The 17,585-nt window shown below is 64.3% G+C and carries 6 protein-coding genes; 1 reads left to right on the top strand and 5 read right to left on the bottom strand.

Going from position 1 to position 17,585, the window contains the following annotated elements:
* Positions 1-52 precede the first annotated feature (52 nt).
* A complete protein-coding gene (locus J5274_RS24940; RefSeq protein WP_219276002.1) occupies positions 53-736 on the top strand; it encodes a 4'-phosphopantetheinyl transferase in 684 nt (227 codons plus the stop codon).
* Here the strand turns inward: J5274_RS24940 and J5274_RS24935 are convergent.
* The 5 genes from J5274_RS24935 to J5274_RS24915 form a co-directional block, all read right to left on the bottom strand.
* Complete coding sequence (locus J5274_RS24935; RefSeq protein WP_219276000.1) at positions 733-7,896, bottom strand: non-ribosomal peptide synthetase; 7,164 nt, start codon at positions 7,894-7,896, stop codon at positions 733-735. The two genes, J5274_RS24940 and J5274_RS24935, sit on opposite strands and share 4 nt — an antisense overlap.
* Before the next feature lie 141 nt (positions 7,897-8,037).
* Positions 8,038-9,522: a hypothetical protein gene (locus J5274_RS24930; protein WP_219275998.1), complete on the bottom strand. Its 1,485-nt coding sequence runs from the start codon at positions 9,520-9,522 to the stop codon at positions 8,038-8,040.
* Entirely contained in the window at positions 9,515-13,717 is a 4,203-nt protein-coding gene (locus J5274_RS24925; protein WP_219275997.1) for a non-ribosomal peptide synthetase, read from the bottom strand. The genes J5274_RS24930 and J5274_RS24925 overlap by 8 nt, the downstream gene beginning before the upstream one ends.
* Before the next feature lie 5 nt (positions 13,718-13,722).
* Positions 13,723-15,090: a condensation domain-containing protein gene (locus J5274_RS24920; RefSeq protein WP_219275995.1), complete on the bottom strand. Its 1,368-nt coding sequence runs from the start codon at positions 15,088-15,090 to the stop codon at positions 13,723-13,725.
* On the bottom strand, positions 15,087-17,573 hold the full coding sequence (locus J5274_RS24915; protein ID WP_219275993.1) for a condensation domain-containing protein: 2,487 nt from the start codon (positions 17,571-17,573) through the stop codon (positions 15,087-15,089). The genes J5274_RS24920 and J5274_RS24915 overlap by 4 nt, the downstream gene beginning before the upstream one ends.
* Between the last annotated feature and the right edge of the window lie 12 nt (positions 17,574-17,585).

The following is a 17,585-nucleotide window of genomic DNA, read 5'->3' as shown; positions in this document are numbered from 1 at the left end:
TATCGCTCTGGAGGCGGACTACAAAGTCGAAGCATACAGCCCGTCGCTGTTCGTGGCCTGCGATATCGACTTTCCCTCAAGGCTGGCGGGCGCGGTGGCGAAACGCCAAGGCGAATTTCTGGCGGGGCGTGTTCTCGCGCGCGCCGCGCTGGAGTGCCTCCGCCGCGGCAACGTTCCGATCGCCATTGGTGACCAGGGCGCGCCCGTCTGGCCGATCGGGATATCCGGGTCGATTAGCCATTCGCACGGGAAATGCGTCTGCCTCTTGGTTGCCGATGAAAACAGACTGGTGGGCATCGATGTGGAAAAGGTGGCGACGGGCGCTGCTCTCGACGCGATCTTGAAAGAGGCGCTGTCCGCGGAGGAACGCAACCGGGTTCTTCGGCAGACGAGGTTTGACGCCGCTCTCTTGGCTACCCTGATTTTTTCCGCCAAGGAAACCATCTTCAAGGCATTGCATCCCGTCGTCCGGCAATTCTTCGGGTTCGACGCCGCCATCTTCAACGGAATCGGCGACGATGATCGTCTGCGCTTTTCGATTGTGCAGTCGCTGGACGAATGCATGCCCAAAAACGCGGAGATCCGGATCGATTTCGAGACCGACGGCGGGTTTGCCAGGACATGGGCGATCCTGGATCGCCATATGCTGGAACCGCGCGCCGGCTCGGCTGCGCTGTTCCAGTCCCTGCGCCGTCCACGTCTGTCGACGGCGCAGAGGTCCGATCGCACCGATTAGGCAAGGGCAGACCTTGCCCGCCCATCATCGGCGGGAGGAAAGAAGCCCGTGGCGATGAAATGTTCGACGTAGCGGTCGAGCACAGCATCCGTTATCGGCGGTGGCGCGATGTCCAGGCCGGCCAAGGCGGCCTGGACTGCTTCCTGGCCGAGCGCCGATTCCACCGCCGGACCGTCATACTTGTCGAGGTGCTCGACGAGGAGCAGGATGGACGACAGGGAGTCGTCGTCCCGCCTCGTCCGCTCTTCCGCCGCCTGTGCCAGGCGCTCGCGCCAAGCCTCGAAGGGCATGATTTCCAGATGATGGCCAGCCCTTTGCGCCGCCTCCACAATGGCGCCGATGCTGGTCTGCATGCGGTTGGAGAGATGATAGGTGGCGCCGGGATCCCCGCGCTCGACAAGCGCAACGAGTGCCTTGGCCACGTAGTCGACTGGCGCAAGGGTGAGGCGATCGGATCGCAAGGCGGGGACTGCCCCAAGCACAAGCATCGACCGGATGAAATGCCAGAAGCCGACGCTGGTGCTGCAGGCTCCCGTCACGCTGTGTCCGCTAACGCGACCGGGCCGGTGGATGGTGACGGACAGGCCCCTTGCCGCGGCCGCGTGCATCAGCTCTTCGGCCACCCACTTGCTCTGGACATATCCGGTACTCTCCACCTCGCCGATGGGCAGGCGGGTGCTTTCCCCGATGACGGGGGGATTTGCCCCACGCCGCGCGACGACCGAAGCCGTGGAGACGAAATGGACAGGCGTGACACGGCTTCCCCCGGCTGCCAGCCGCAAGATCTCCTTCGCGCCCACGACATTGATCGCCGCGAGGCGCGAATATGGATCGAATTCGTTCGTCGCACCGCCATTGTGGATGATCACATCGAGGTCGTCGGCAAGCGCGGCGAACGTCTCCTCAGTCAGTCCGAGACGAGGCTGCGACAGGTCGCCGGGAAGCCCGACGATTCGGTGCTCAAAGACATCGTCCCACAAGCCATGGAGGGTCAGCGACTGGCGCATCCGCGCCGTGGCACCCGCCTCATCCCTTGCGCGCACTAGGCAATGAATCCTGGCCTCGCTATTCCGCAGCAACTCGGCCAGGATGAAGGAGCCGATGAAGCCAGCGGCGCCGGTGAGCAGCACGGAGTTGATGGTTGCCAGAGCGGGCCGTGGCGTAATGCCCCCATGATCGGGGACGGCAATGTCGGGCGGCAGGACCAGATCCGCGAGCATGAGCGCCGTCTCGCGATCCGCATCGGCGGAGCCTGCCTGCACAGGGGCGATCCCGTGTGTCGTCCCAAGGGACAGGGCGAGGGCTGCGGGCGTCGGGTGATCGTATATCTGCCGGACGTTGATGCCCGGGCCGATCACATCGCGAAGCAGGCCCACAAGCCGGACGGTGAGGAGGGAGTGGCCGCCGGATTCGAAGAAGTCGTCGAAGCGGCCGATCGGCCGGCGGTCCAGCACGGAAGCGAAGAGATCGCAGATAATCCGCTCGGTCTCGTTGATCGGCAGCGCAGTCCGGGCCTCCGCCGTCGCCGGATTGGGGAGCGACGCGATGTCGAGCTTGCCGTTGATGGTTCTAGGCAGGTCTTCCACGAAAACGATGACGGCGGGCACCATGTAGGATGGGAGTTGCAGCCGGAGCCGCTCGCGCAGGCTGTCCGCGTCGGCCACCTGAGCGTCGGATACCACATAGGCGATGAGGCGTACGGAACCGTCCGGGGTGGTGTTTCCCACGACGGCGGCGCGCTTCACCCCCGTCTGCGCGACCAGCGCGTTTTCGACTTCGGCCGGTTCTATGCGATAGCCGCGAATTTTCAGCTGATTGTCGGACCGGCCGAGATAGTCGATGCCCCCATCCGGCCGCCAGCGGCACAGGTCGCCGGTGCGATAGATCCGTTCTCCGGCATTGCCGAAGGGGTTTGCAACAAAGCGATCCGCCGTCATTGCTGGCCGCCCGACATAGCCGCGGGCCAGACCCACGCCGCCGAGATAGAGTTCGCCGGTGACGCCCACAGGCGCCGGATGCAGTCCCGGGTCGAGAATATGTGCGTCCGTGTTGGCGATCGGCCGGCCGACGGTCGGCTCGGAATTTTCGGCAAGGTCCGCCCCAAGTGCGTTGATCGTATATTCGGTCGGACCGTAGAGGTTGTAGCCGCCGACACCTGGCGCCTCCCGCAGCCGTGTCCACAGATCCTGGCCGACCGCCTCGCCTCCGAGCGAGACGAAGACGACGCCGGTTCCGTCCCTTCCCTGCGGGCGGTCCCGTTCGAGCAGTCCGTGCTCCAGAAGATACCCGCCATAGGTCGGGGTGACGTCGAAGGCGTCGATCTCCTCGCGATCGAATAACGGCAGCAGCCGGTCTGGATCCCGGCGGAGTTCGTCGTCGATCACATACACCTCGTGCCCGGCCAGCAGCCACAGCAGCTGCTCCCAGGACGCGTCGAAGGCGAATGAAGTCGTATGCGCGATCTTCAGCCGGCGGCCACCCTGGGCGGCCAGAACAGGCGCAAAGATGGCCTTCCTGTGATTGATGAACATGCTGGTGAGCCCGATATAGGGCACGGCGACGCCCTTCGGTTCTCCGGTCGATCCCGAAGTGAAGATGATATAGGCCAGATGCCTCAGGCCTGCCGGCCGCTCGCTTTCCGGCAGAGTATTCGGGAGGCGTTCAAGCTCGGCCTTCGTGGCGGGGTCGTCGAGCAGCACAACCCGCGGGTCATCAGCATATTCGGGGGGCAGAAGCGCCGTCATCTCGCTGACGCTGAGAATGACGGTTGGCTGCGACTGGTCCAGCATCGAGCGGACCCGACTGACGGGCGTCTCTGGATCGATCGGAACATAGGCCGCATGGGCGGCGAAAACACCGAACAGCGCCACGATCATCAGCTCCGAGCGGGGCAAAAGCAGCGCGACTCGATGCTCCGGCCAGACACCCCGCGCCTGGAGAAGATGCGCCAGTCGGTGCGCCGCTGTCGCCAACTGGTCGAAGGTGAGCCTGGCATCGCCGGAGGTGACGGCATTGTCATCCGGCGTGGCCAGCGCCTGTTTGACGAGCAGATCGGCAACGGAGAGGGAACCGATCTCCATGTTTTCTCCCGAGATGGATCGCGGCAGCAGGAGGCTGGTCTCCGGCAAGGCGTTCACAGCGAGCAGCGGGAGGTCCGCATCCCGGGCAAAGGCGTTCAATATGTGCTCGTAGGCATGGATGATCGCCTCGGCCTGCTCCCGCCCGACGATGTCGCTGCGGAACATCAGCCGCAGATCGATCGTCCCGCCCTTCGGCGTGACCGACATGCTGAGGGGATAATGGGTCGCGTCGCGAACACTGGCATGCCCGATCCGGATGGCCTGGTCTCCCGGAGATTCGAAAACGGGCAGGTTCTGGACGGAAAAGAGCGTGTCGAAGAGCGGACTATGCCCGGCGATCTGCTGCAGGCGCGTGAGATTGACATGAGAATGACGAAGGGAAACGGCCTTTTGCGCGTGAAGAGCGCCGAGCGCCGCCTTTACCGATTGCGGTCCCGCGGCTTCCACACGCACTGGAACCGTATTGAACAGGAGGCCGATGATTTCGCTCACCTGCTCGATGTCCGCCGGTCGGCCCGATACGACGTTTCCGAACACGACGTTCGAAGCGCCGCTCAGCCGCATGAGGAGTGTGCCCCACGCAAGCTCGAGGACGGTGCTAAGGGTCGTGGATGCCGAGCGGGCCAGCCGAGAAAGCGCCGCGGTCGTTCCGGCGTCAATGGAGAGTGCACGCTCATGGCTGTGCTCGACGCTTGCCTCCAGGCCGCGGGCGGCGGGATAGAGGATCGTCGCTTCGCTGCCGGCGAGCACCTGGTGCCATACGGTCTCGGCATCCGCCATATTCTGCCCCGTGAACCATCGCAGATACCGCCCGAAGGACGGTGGAGGCGCCGTGCCAGCGGGGTCCAGGTAGAGCTGGACGATGAGGCGGTAGAGGAGGCGGATCGACCAGCCGTCGAGCAGGATATGGTGCGCCGTCAACAAAAGCCGATTGAGACCGCCGGCGTCGGCGTCCGGCATGCCGATGAGCGCAAACCGGATCAGGGGCGGACGGGCGGCATCGAACCGGGCCGCATATTCCTGGTCGGCGATCAGCCTCGCCCGATCCTCGTCGGCGGCCCTTTCGAAGCGCCAAGGAATCTTCACATCGGCAGGCACGACCTGCACCATCCTGCCGCCAATTTCCGCGAAGCCCGCGGTAACGGTCGGCGTCAGTTTGATCGCCTTTTCGACGGCCCGGTGAAGTCGATCGGGGTCGATTTCGCCAATGAGATCCAACGAGGTCTGGGATATGTAGACCTCGTTCGAGCCTTCCGCTGCGCCGACGGCGTGAAAGCGCAGGCCTTCCTGGAGAGGCGAGAGCGGCAGCACCGCGCGCACGGTGCCGAAGGATTCCTCGAGACGCCACAGATCCCAGGGGGACAATTCCAGGATTCCGTCGTTTTCGGATCGTCCGCCGCCATCGGCGGGAGCGGCCGCTGCCAGGAATTCCGCAAGGACGCCCCGCCACGCGTCGATGAGGGCGTCGATTTCGGAGGCGCTGCGGCGCGCTCGAATGCCAAGCCATGCCTGCTTGCGTCGCAGGTCGATCCTGATCGTCCACCGCTCTCCTTCCTCGTGGATATCAGCTTCAGACGAGATCGGTGCATCGCCCTCGTCGGTGATGATGATGGCAAGCGTCAGGTCGGGTCGGGGCGTATCATCGAGCGCGCCGGCAACATCGGCGCTGACGTCGCGCGCGAGAAAATAGCTTGCGGCGAAGTCGCCGCTCACCGGCTCGGGGTTATCGAGCCCTTGAACATGACGGGCGGCGCGGATGAAGCTTTCGATGCGCTGCGGCGAAAGCTGGCTTTCCGCGGCGCCTTCCTGCGGAGCCGCTACGAGAAGAGGAAAACGTCGTCTGCACCATCCGGCGGCGGTTCCCGTGGTGGTGTTGGCGAAGCGATCTCGATCGGCTTCATCGATCTCAAGCAGAAGCGGAGCGCCTGCCCGCCGCTTTGTCCAGATGAGGGCAGCCATCGTGGCAACCCGGAGCGCCGTCGGATCGGGCCTCTCCCCGAGGCCAGGGAGTGCCATGCGGCGCTCGGTCGATATGAAGAGATTGTCGGAAAATCCGCCCGTCGGCGCGCGATCGGCGGCCTCATCCAGCATGTCGAGCCAGGATTGGGTATGGGCGACCATGGCCGTCTCCGCCGCGAAGTCGGCGGTGCGGGTCAACCAGTCGGCGTAGGATGCCGCCCTGTTCGGGGCCGTGGACCTGCCATCCGACCGCAGCGGAGAAAGCTCCGCCAGCAGCACGTTCCACGACTCGTCATCTATCCATCGCCCCGGCGCCTGCAGCTTCAGAAAGCGCTTGGGCGTGGCGGAATCGCTTCCCGGAAGGACCTCGAACCAGGCGACAAATCGCTCGGCATCCTCGGCGGTTGCAGGCTGTTCCAGCAGCACAGGGGCCTCCCAGAGCCGGGCGGTGGCGGCAAGGTCCCATTGTCCGTTTTCCGTGTCGCGGCGCAGGCGCAGCGCGTCGTGCCGCCCGAGCAGGCCGACAAGGGCCGCAACGACATCGGCTTGCCGAACCCCGTCGGCCAGCTGGATGGAGCGCATCGTAGTGGAGGAGGCTCCCTGACGCGCCGCCAGTATCGTTGCAAGGGAGGAGGCCTGCGGGGTCAAGTACCGGTGTCCGAATTCCGCGAATTGCGATAGCCGCAACTGTGGGTGATGGGCTGCCTGCCCGAGGATGCCGATCACCAGATCGAGCAGATGTCGCGCCGTGGTTTCATCGAAGAGATCGCGGGCATAGAGCAGCGACACGCCGATCCGTCCGCCCGCTCCTTCGTCATGGACGACGAAGGTCAGATCGAACTTCGCCTGGGTCTGCCGCGGCTCCTCGAGACGCAGGGTCGTATCGCCGAACCGCAGAACGGGCCAGGGTCTGGTGGCGGTCACCATGACGCCAAAGAGCGGATTTCGCGCGACGGCGCGCGGCGGATTGATGTGCTCGACGACGCTTTCAAAGGGTGCATCGCTGTTGTCGAGGGCCTTGAGGCCGGTGTCATGGACGCGTTGGAACAGCTCCGAGAATTCGGAATCCCGCCCTAGATCGACACGCACGACCACCGTATTGCTGAAGAAGCCCACGAGCTGGTCGAGCGAGGAATCATGGCGTAGGTCGACTGCGGCGCCGAGGGGAATGTCCTGTCCGGCGCCCACGCGGCCGAGAGCAACGGCGACGGCGCACTGTAGCGCGACAAGTGGCGTACCGCCGTAGGTTCCGGCCATTCGCCGCAGGGCTGCCGACATCCCTTCCCCGAGCCATTCCCTCACCTGGCTGCCGGAGAAGCTCGGTGTAGTCGGGCGAGGGCGGTCGAAGGGAAGCGGGATCTCCGCGGGAAGGTCGGCCAGCTGGGTCTCCCAGAAGCGCAGTTGGCGGGCGTGCAGGCTCGCCGGTGTTTTGGGATCGCCGAGATGCCGCTGCTCCCACAAGGCATAGTCCGAATAGCGGATGCTGGACGCAGGCGGCGACGCATCCGATCCGGCGCCATGCCCATAGGCCCGCTCCAGATCGGCGAGCACGATTCCGAATGACCCTCCGTCTCCGGCGATGTGGGGCAGGACGAGGATGATGGCGATAACAGCCGCGCCGCTTCGCACCACCAGCGCGCGCAGGGGCGCATCAACCTTTAGATCGAAGGGCTGGTCGCGGGCCCGGCATGCGAGGTCGTCCAGCCTTTCCTCGATCGTCCCGGCAAACTCGTTCGATGCCGGCGTCAGATCGATCTCCGTCACGTCCGGCGCAAGATAGGGCTCGATGACCTGCTGCGGCGCACCGTCGGCGCCGGCCCGGTACCTCGTCCGTAATATCTCGTGTCTGAGCATTACCTGCTCCAGCGCTGCGGTCAGGGCCGGGACGGAAAGGGATGCGTCTTCGTCCGGCCGGAGCACCAGGCAGAAATTATAGGCCGCGGACCCTTCGGCAAGCTGGGAGTGATACCACATCCGCCTTTGCGCGTTGGAAAGGACAGCGGGCCCGTCGCGCTCTTCGCGCCGCGGGCGATCGTTGGCGACGGATTGCTCCGAGTGCAGAAGACCTGCGCCCGCGAGCCGTTGCAGCAAAAGCTGCTGCTTGCGATCCGAAAACATCATTTCATTTCTCCTGTCTGATCACGGCGAAGGCCGTCGAATGGGGTGTCGAGACCCGGCTGGCCAGTCGTCTTTGCGGATAGGCGTCGCATGGGATGAAGGGCGGCTTCGCGGTTGCCGGCAAACTGTCGCAAAAAGCCTCGGTCACATGGGCTCGTCCTCGGTGGCCGGACTGACTATCGGGTCGAGCGCCACAGGGACCGCACCCGTGGCGCGACGCACGCCGCCGCCGCCTGCTGCCAAGCAATAGATTTCAGACCCTCGCGCTCTTTCTTGTGTAAGCGCCTTGGCGTGCCGGTCCGTCCAGAGCTCTCCAGGCCTCGCTAGTGGAACGCCGGGAGGATAGGGAATGATATAGTTCCGGCTATGCGAGCCAATGGCGGGCACGAAATCCTGCGGGCCGGCCGGTCGTGGAGCGGGTGGTGGCAATCTGAATTCCGACGCCAGCAGCGACAGGCCTTTCATCAGCGCAAGCAGATCGAACTCGGTAACGCCAAAATGCAGACGCACGACGAGATGATCGCCGGCCACTGTGACGAGCACGTGGTGTTCGCTTAAGAGCCGATCCCTGATGATACGCGAGCGCGGCCCGACAAGAAGGCATAACACCAGCGGATCAAGCTCGTAGTAGGGGCCAAGCGACGGGGACGCCAGAATGTCGGCGGTGACAGGGTCTTGGCGCAGCATTGCTTCGAGTTTCGTCTTGAGGACGACGGCATTGGCAAACTCGATGGCGCCGAATTGCTCGGCATACGCGCGCGCAAGATCGAGCGAGGTCAGGATCGGCCATGACGGGGAGGTGGTGTGAATGCGATACCGCGCCAGGCGCACTTTCTCGATATCGGAGGAAGAGCCGAGGACGTGGAGATAGGAACCCTGACGCAGCGCTGCCATCGTCTTGTGCGCCGAATGCGTCACCAGGACGGGTGCGAGCAGTGGCAGACGGGAAGCAACGGCAAGGGCGGTGGAATCGACAAGCGAAGGAACAAACGCGTGCAGTGCCGACCAGGCTTCATCGATGACGATTGCCGTCGTCGGAGACGAGGCGACCATGACTGGCAGAGCGCGATCAAGACGCAGCTTTCGACCATCGTAACTTGTGGCTGAAAGCACCAGGATATCGAGTGGTCGACCCTCGGAGGCGCGTCGCGCAAGCAGCCTCGCCGTTTCCTCAATGTCGATACACGGGTTTTCCACCGTGCCGGCGCAAGGCGAGGACACGACGTTCATTCCCTCGGCGGCAAAGAGCAGTGATTGGTGAGCTGTGCAGTCTATCAGCACGTCAGCGCCGGGAAAGCGGAGCGATTCCAGGGCGATTTGATTGCTGGTCGTCGTGCCGCTGGTGCCGAAGAACGTTGCATCTGCGCCGAAAGCCCTGGCCGTCCTTTGTTGTGCGTCGGCAAGCGGCCCGTGGGGTGTGAAGAACGAATCAACGGCGCTGCCCGACCAACTTGCGTCTGTCCTCGAAAGGTCGGCGCCGAGTATTGCGCGATACTGCTGTGCGAATTCCGGGGATGCAGCCTCAAGGATGGCTGGCCACGGCACCGCGTGAAAATTGTGGCAACGTCCATGGCGCGTGAATTGTGCCAGATGTGTTGCCAGCGGCGTATTGAGGTCGCCACTACGCACGGTCTGAATCCTGACGGGAGATTGCAGCGATCCACGCGTTCAGCAGTGCCCGCGCCATGTCCGTATCGCCGGCCGCGATCTCCAACTCGGTTTGGCCTTCGATCTCCTGCCAGGATGCGACAATCCGGTAAAGGCGATCCGTACCCCGGACCATGCCGGCGTCCGGCCACGATCGCGGCGTGACGGTACGCCGTACGAGAAGGCCGGGGCCACCCGCGACAGGCCTGCGGCGATCGATAAAGGCGATATACGAGCCCCCGTCGCCGGGTGCGTCCCGGGCGCCAGCGCGCGCCAGGACGGGCGCCGCAAGAAGTGGGCTGATCCCGTCGGGTTCGACCTCGACATCCGCAACGACGAGATCGCCTTTGGAGACATCGAGGGCGGCAGACAGCAGGGCATGCATGTGAAGAGTTTCAGCGGAGAGGTCCATCGCGGCCCTAACCCTGACATCAGGTCCCTTTGACAGGATCTCGTCCGGTCCGACCCACCATGGGCATTTCGGGCCCAGGTCAATGATCGATTGCCAGTCGTGGTGAATGGTTGCTGGAGCCGGCGCGAAAGGATGCATCGCGGCTTGACCGCGACCGCTCGCGTGATCGGCGCGCGTCGGCATGGTGTGTTCCTCCGCAAGGTGTCTATCGATGTCATAGGCTATTCGCCTCAGCGACAGGCCATCGATCGCGGCGGCGTGCGCGACCAGCAGGGCGGCACCGGGGGTGAGGACTACGGCAATCACGGCGCCCGCGGCAATATCGATCGCCGATCGCGCCGCCTCTATCACCCTGGCTGGGTCGGAACTCGCGATCTCGATGACCTTGGCGCCAGACCCGTCCCCGGCCATCCGCGTGGCGCGCCACAGTCGTCCCCTGGCGACAATCGCCTGTCGAAGCGTCGGATGGCTCGATATGGCTTCCGCCAGCGCCGCGCGCAAACGGTCGGGCTTGGCTGGACCTCGAAGTGGCTCCCACGTCACGAATTCGGACAGGGGCAAGCCGGAAAGCCGGAAGCGATGTACCTGCGCCGGAAGAGAGATGGGCTTCGCCTGTTCTTCGACCGATGGCGGGAGCTGCTCCACCAGTTGGGCGACGGTCGGATACTGGAACACCGCCGCCGCCGGAAATTCAAATCCGGCAGCGTTGGCGCAGGCCGCGAAGGACAAGGCCATCAGCGAATCTCCGCCAAGCGTGAAAAAGTTGTCGTCGATGCCGACGGACCCGCAGCCGAAAAGCTCCGCCAGGATGCGCGTCAGATTTTTCTCGCGATCGTTTCGCGGCGGTCTCGATGAAACATCCGGCGCGACCACTCCCCGCGGCAGGGCCTGCCGGTCGATCTTGCCGCCCTCGAGCCGCGGCAATGACGGCAGCACGACCACCTCGGCCGGGACAAGCGGGCCCGGCAGGCGATCGGCCAGGCGTGCGCGGAGCCTCGGCCCGTCCTGCGGTCGCAGGCCGTCGCCCGACACATAGGCGACGAGTTCCATGGTGGATCCGATCCTACGCGGCAGAACGGCCGCCTCTTTCACATCGGGGACGGCGTAAAGTTCCGCGACGGTCTCGTCGGGCTCTACCCTGTAGCCGCGTATGTTGACCTGATCATCGATGCGGCCGGCGAGCTCAAGCCGCCCGTCTTCGCGCCAGCGAACGAGATCCCCGGTGCGGTACAAGCGGTCGTGCCCGGCAAAGGGGCTGGCAATAAACCGGGTCGCGGTCAATGCCGGCTGGGTAAGATAGCCGCGGGCGAGCTGTTGCCCTGCGACATAGAGTTCGCCGAGCGCCCCCGGCGGAGACAGCGTCAGATCTGCGGCCAGCACGTAGCAGCAGGACCCGGGGAGCGGCCGGCCGATCGATATGACGCCGTTTGCGGCATCTTTGCTGCTTATCCTTCCGGCCGTGACGTCTCCGGTGGTTTCCGTGCATCCATAGGAATTGTAGAGCGGCACGCTTTCGGCTGTCCGGTAGATGGAGGCCGCGACGCCGGGAAGGAGGGCCTCGCCGGTGGAAAGAACCCGATCCCTGTCGGACATAACATCCGGCGCCGCGATCGCGACGGCCCCGATCAGCCCCGGTACCGCCATGAAGTGCCCTATGCCGTGGGCTTTCAGAAGGCGAGCGAGCGCTGCCGCATCCCTGGCTTCGTCATCGGTCGCAAGAACGATGCATTCGCCGGTGACGAAAGCTTCGCAGAGCTCCGCCGTTGCATCGATCGCCGTCGGCGCGCTCTTGGCAAGGCGGGTGCCGCCCACGCCCCCGGGCCAATGGCCCGATACCCAGACGGTGCGAGCCGCCAGCGAGCCATGCGTGGTCACGACGCCCTTCGGCTGGCCGGTGGATCCCGATGTGAAGCCGATATGGGCTGCTTCAAGCCGATGGGGGCTGTGGCCGGGATCGATGGTAGGCTCGGTTGCCGTAGCCATGAATGCGTCGATGGAGACGACGGGCAGATTATCGATCGCGACGTCGGAATCGCAGATCAGGAGTTTTGCATTCGCGGAACGAACGAGCTTCTGCAAGCGGACTTCGGGATGGCGCGGGTCGAGCGGGAGGAAGATCGCCCCGCATTTCCAGATCGCCAGCGGCGCGACGACGGTGATCAATCCGCGCCTTGCAGCGACCGCAACGACATCCTGCGCCCGGATGCTGCGCGCCATCAGGTGCGCTGCCAGTCGATTGGCCTGTTCGTCGATCTCGAGGAAACGGAAACGATCCGAGCCGCTGACGAGCGCAATTCGCGAGGGCTTGCTCTTCACCTGGCGGCGCCAGTGGTCGAGGACGGAAACCGGGTTTAGATCGATCTCGCCTCCGCGGGAAAGCCGGAGAAGGCGGTCACGCTGCGGGGCCGGCAGACGGCTGACGGTCGAGCAAGGCTGCGCGGAGTCGGCAGTCGCCGCGAGCAATATCGATTCCAGATGGTCAAGCATGTCGAGCACGGTGGCGGTCGCAAAAAGCTCGCTGCGGAACGTCGCTTCCACCTCCAGAGCGTCGCCTGTCAGAAAGCCCTGGAAGGTAAGGGCAAACGGAGAGGAGCCATTGAACACATTGCTCCATCGAACCTCGACCTCCGGCAGGTCGGGGCCACCGATGTCGCGGTCGAGGAACAGGCCGAGCGTGTCGGTGAAGAAGCCATGGCCGGCCTCGCGCACAGGCGCGAGCGCGGAGACGATTCGTTCGAACGAGACGTCGCCATGGCTGACCGCGTCTGTCACGACACGCGCCGTCTGCCTGACGAGTTGGCGGAACGTTGCGTCCGCAGACACTTCGAGACGCAGCAGGACCGTGTTCCCGAAGTTGCCGATCAGCGCGCCGCTTCCCGGCTCATGCCGATTGGCGACAGTCGTGCCGATAGTGATATCGGAAGCTCCGGTCCAGCGATGGAGCAGGAGCGCATAGGCGGCGATGAAAACGGCGAAAGGTGTTGTCTTGAGGCTGGCGGCCGCCGCGCGCAGGCCCGTGGCGCAGTCGGTCGGCATGACGCGATCCAGGCGGCTTGCCCTTTCGCTGGTGCGGGGGCCGGACGATTGGATGGTCGGCAGGGGCAAAGCCGGCGGCAATGGCGTCAGCGTTTCACGCCAGTAGCTGAGCTGCGCCTCAAGATCTGCGTCGGAATTGGGGGGGCTCCGATGCGCCGTGATGTCGGCATACTGGATCGACAGGGGCTCGATCGCCAGCCCACGATAGGCAAGGCTGAGATCCCGACTGAAAACACCGAAGCATCCGCCGTCCCAGACGATATGATGTACCGTCAGCACCAGCGACCATCTGGCTTCATCTATCTTGACCAGATGCGCACGGAGCGGCCCGGAGGAGGCGATGTCGAACGGTGTGCAGGCGCTGTCGCGCGCCACGCGCTCGGGGTCGCCGTATTCGACGATATGCACCTCAGGGGATAATTGGGCGTGAATTCGCTGGTAGGGCTGGCCTTTCGCGTCCGTCGGATAGGTGGTGCGCAGGACTTCGTGGTGATCGACCACGGCGGCGAGCGCGGCGAGCAATCTGGACACATCGAGAGCGCCGGCAAGGTCGATGCGGATGCAGACATTGTAGGCGCCGCTGGCGGGATGCAGTTTCTGGTGCAGCCACATCCTGTGCTGGGCGTCCGATAGCGGTGCCGCCTCGGCGTTCGGGCGTTTGCGGATCGCCGTTCGTTTCACGCCATTCTGGTCGAGCCGTCGGTGCAGGAGTTCAATTCGCGAATTCATAGATTTTACCAGACCTCTTGGACTGCATCGCGGATGGTGTTGTCCAGCTGCGAAAGGAGTTCGGTGATGGTTTCTCTGCAGAAGGCGTTCCGGGCGTAGGTGGCCTCGACATCGATGACGGTTTGCGCGCCGCGGCCGCGCACGAAGACTTCCAGGCCTAGGGGAACGAGCGGAAACTGCGTCGCGTCGTTGTGAAGGCGCTGCCATCGGGTAGCAATGCCCGGGAGGCGCGGACCTTCCGTTCCGCTCGGAATGAAGACGACCAGTGAATCGAACAGGTCGGGCGGCGTCGCGATCTCCTGGCCGCCAAGGGCTTCGACGACGGTCTCGTAAGGCAGATTGCGATGGGCAAAGCCTGCTTCGAATTCCGCGGCGGCTGCCCTGATCAGCGTCCGGGAGGCCGACGCGGTGCCGACCGGCAGGCGAAGCACGATGTGGTTGGCGAAATTGCCGATGAGGTTTTCCGCCTCGATATGATCGCGGGTCAGCACCGTCGTGCCAACCGTTACCTCGTCGGTGTCTTTCCTGCCGAGCACTGCGGCCCAGCAGGCCAGAAACGCAATGAAGGGCGTCACCCTGTGGCTGGCGGCAAGTCGCGTCAGGTCAAGCGGTGACGCCAGCCGGTAATCGACGCGGCCGGCCGATTCCAGGTCGGCTGCAATGTCGCCGGTGTTCGTCCTCAATGTCTTCGGCGGACGGGGAGCGGCGAGGCGGCGTATCCAGTATTCCCTGTCATCGTCGGCGATCCGGGGCTGACGGTGCCGGTCCCATTCTGCGATGTCGGCATAGTGAACGGGCAGCGCCGGAAGGGTGGCAGCGCCCGCTTCGTAGGCCCTTTCCAGTTCCTTCGAGAACAGGTCGAAGGTGGCTCCGTCCCAGATGATATGATGCACGACGAGCGCAAACATGATCTCGTCAACACCGGTGCGGAAGAACAGCAGTCTGAGGGGCGCCTCCGTCTCCAGGTCGAACGGCGTGAGCAACGAGGCCTTGGCCAGCGCCACGGCTTCTTCGCCGGAGACATTGGCGAACGACTTTGGAACCCGCATGGATTGCCTGATGTGCTGATAGGCAACGCCATCCGGCCCGCCATGGTAGGTGGTCCGAAGGATTTCGTGCCGCTCCACGATGCAATCGACGGCTGCTGCAATCCTGTTCTCGTCCACCTGTCCATTGAATGTGATGACAAGGCCGAGATTGTTGCTGACGCTCCCTGGAAAAGCCTGCTGATAAAGCCAGGTTTGCTGCTGGGCAGAGGAGAGAACGGCCTGGCGAGGATGGGCCCGGCGCGGAATGCCATCGCCTTTCGCCGCTCCCCCCAGCCCCGCCGATGCGAGCCGCTGCCGAAGCAGCGTTTGGCGGTCCGCGATCATGCCGCCGTTCCGGTCTGTCGGGAGTTCGTGTCGGATGCCGTCTCGCCGAGATGGCTGGCGACCTCGTCATCGGACATGGCTCGGATTTCGAGGACGATGGACGCCACTTCGTCCAGCCTGGCGGGGTCGTCGTCCTTGCGGAGCTGTTCCGCAAGCTCGGCGATGGTGGGAGAGCGAAACAGGGTGCGGAGCGTCACTGCGTTTGTGTCGAGTTCTTCCCGCAATCTCGAGACCACTCTTGCCGCCAGCAGGGAATCACCCCCCAGCGCGATGAACTCCTCGTTCACGCCAATATTTTCCAGACCTAGAATTTCCTCCCATGCGCCGGCAAGGACGCGCTCAAGATCCGTGCGGGGCGCGACATGGTCGGATCGCTCTGATTGGTCCGAGATCAATCGGTCCAGGGCGTCCGAGTTCGCCTCGCCATCGGCGTTACGCGGCAATCGGTCGACGACGATGATCCGACTCGGCAGGAGGTGCGAGGGAATCCGCCTTGCGAGCTGGGCGCGAAACGCCTTGCCGGTCATTCTGGTATCCGCTTCCGTGGACGGTTCGAACTCGACCACAGCGACAAGGCTCTCGTCATGCCGCACCACGGCGACCTCGCCTATGCGACCATCGGATCGTATTGCGTCCTCCACCTCGACGGGCCATACCGGAATCCCATGGACGTCCACGCGCTCGTCATCGTCACCGAGCAGCCTGACCCGTCCGCTATTGTCCGCGCGTCCCCATCGCCGGCGACCCTGCTCGTCTTCGCCGGCAAACAGCAGGCGGCCCGCGACATGATCGGGACGATCGCATCCCGCGGCATCGACGATGCGGACATCACGATCGCCAGACCGGCGACGCTGCGCGTTTGCGGTGGAAATCCGGATGGGTCGATTCCATGCCGCGGGTTCGTCGATAACCTTGTGCAAGACCTGTCCGAACGCGGCGAACATGGCATCGACAACGCCCGGCGCCAGTGCATCCTCCCGGGTGTCCCAGTTCACCAGCAGTCCGTCCTCGAATTCGGTGACCTGCGCATCAAGAAGAACCTGCGGACCTTGCGAGATGACCCAGACGGGCCGGCCGACGACGGCGGTGACAGCGGGCGCGAAAAGCTCGCCAAGCCCCAGCGCGCTTGTGAACACGACCGGCGCCAGTACCGTTTCGCCCCGTTGGCGGCCGAGATCGCGTAGCACATCGAGACCGGTATGGGACGCATGCGCTGCATCTGCATGCATGCGGGCCTGCAGCGCCCGGACCCTGTCGACAAATGTCTGCGGCTGCCGCAAATCGACCTCGAGCATGACCGAGCTGGAGAAATCGCCGACGATCCGATCGATATCGGGGTGGTCAGCGGCGCGATCGAACATCGGGACATTGAGCAGGAAGTGATCCGTCGTGCTCCAATGCCCGACCACTTCGGAAAGCACGGTCGCCACGGTCATGGCCACGGTCACGCCGTTGCGACGGGCAATTTCTGTAAGCTGTTGCTTTTGCCCGGGTGCCAGCCAGAGATGCCGGCGCGCAACTCTGGGGGTTGCATCTCGAGACGCTTCGATCACTTCGGGCAGGATCGGCGCCCCCGGCAATGTCGGCAATCGCTCTCGCCAGGCTTCGGCGGCCTGGTGTACGCGCTGTGCGTGGCCGGATCGCGTGCCTGCAAGATAGTCCCGGTAATTTAGGCCGAGGGGCGGAAGGTTGAGGGAAGGCGAGCCGTAGAGCGCCGCGAAGTCGGCGAGCAGGATCCGATAGCTGACGGCATCGGCGGCGATCATGTCGACATCGAGATGGAGGCGCGTCGCGCCATCGGGCAGCAGGGTCAGCGCGACCGACATGACTTCGCCATTGTCGATATCGAGGGCCTGATGGGAGAAGGCATCGCGCATGCGGGACAGATGATCTTGCACGTCGGCCTCGGAATGTCCGCGCATGTCGTGCACGGCGAGCGCGGCGGAAAGCTTCGCCAATACTTCCTGCCTGCCGTCGGAGGTGATGCGGGTGCGCAGCGTTTCATGGCGCTCCAGCACACGCTCCAGCGCAGCCTTCAGCCTGTTCGCATCGATTGCCGGATCGGTGCCGGTGGGGGGATGATCGAACTCCGCATAGAGATGGGCAGCAACGCCACCGAGCCTCTGCCCCGCACTTCGTCCCACCCAATAGGCGTGTTGCATCACGCCCAGCTGTGTCGGCTCGCTATTGGCCTCGCCTTCATCGGGGGCATCCGCCGCATGATCGCTTGCCGGTTCGGCGCCATCGTCTGCGGCCTTTTCGCTGCCGACCAATCTGTCCCATGCCGCAAGGGTCGGCTCCCGCGCTAAATCCCCAAAGCTGACCTGCAGCCCGCCACGCCGCAGGCGATTGACAAGCCGCAGAAGTCCGACCGAATCCAGCCCGGCTTCAAATAGGTTTTCGCCGTCTGAAATGGTCGCGGGCTCCTCGCCGAGAATTTCGACGACGACATCACGTATCCACCGCTCGTTGCTTATGTTCATCTGTTGTTTCCT

The sequence above is a fragment of the Rhizobium sp. L51/94 genome, assembly GCF_019355555.1.
In the GTDB taxonomy this organism is placed as follows: Bacteria; Pseudomonadota; Alphaproteobacteria; order Rhizobiales; family Rhizobiaceae; genus Rhizobium; species Rhizobium rhododendri.
Note: the sequence above shows the minus strand (reverse complement) of the source record. Positions and strands in the feature narration are given on the sequence as shown.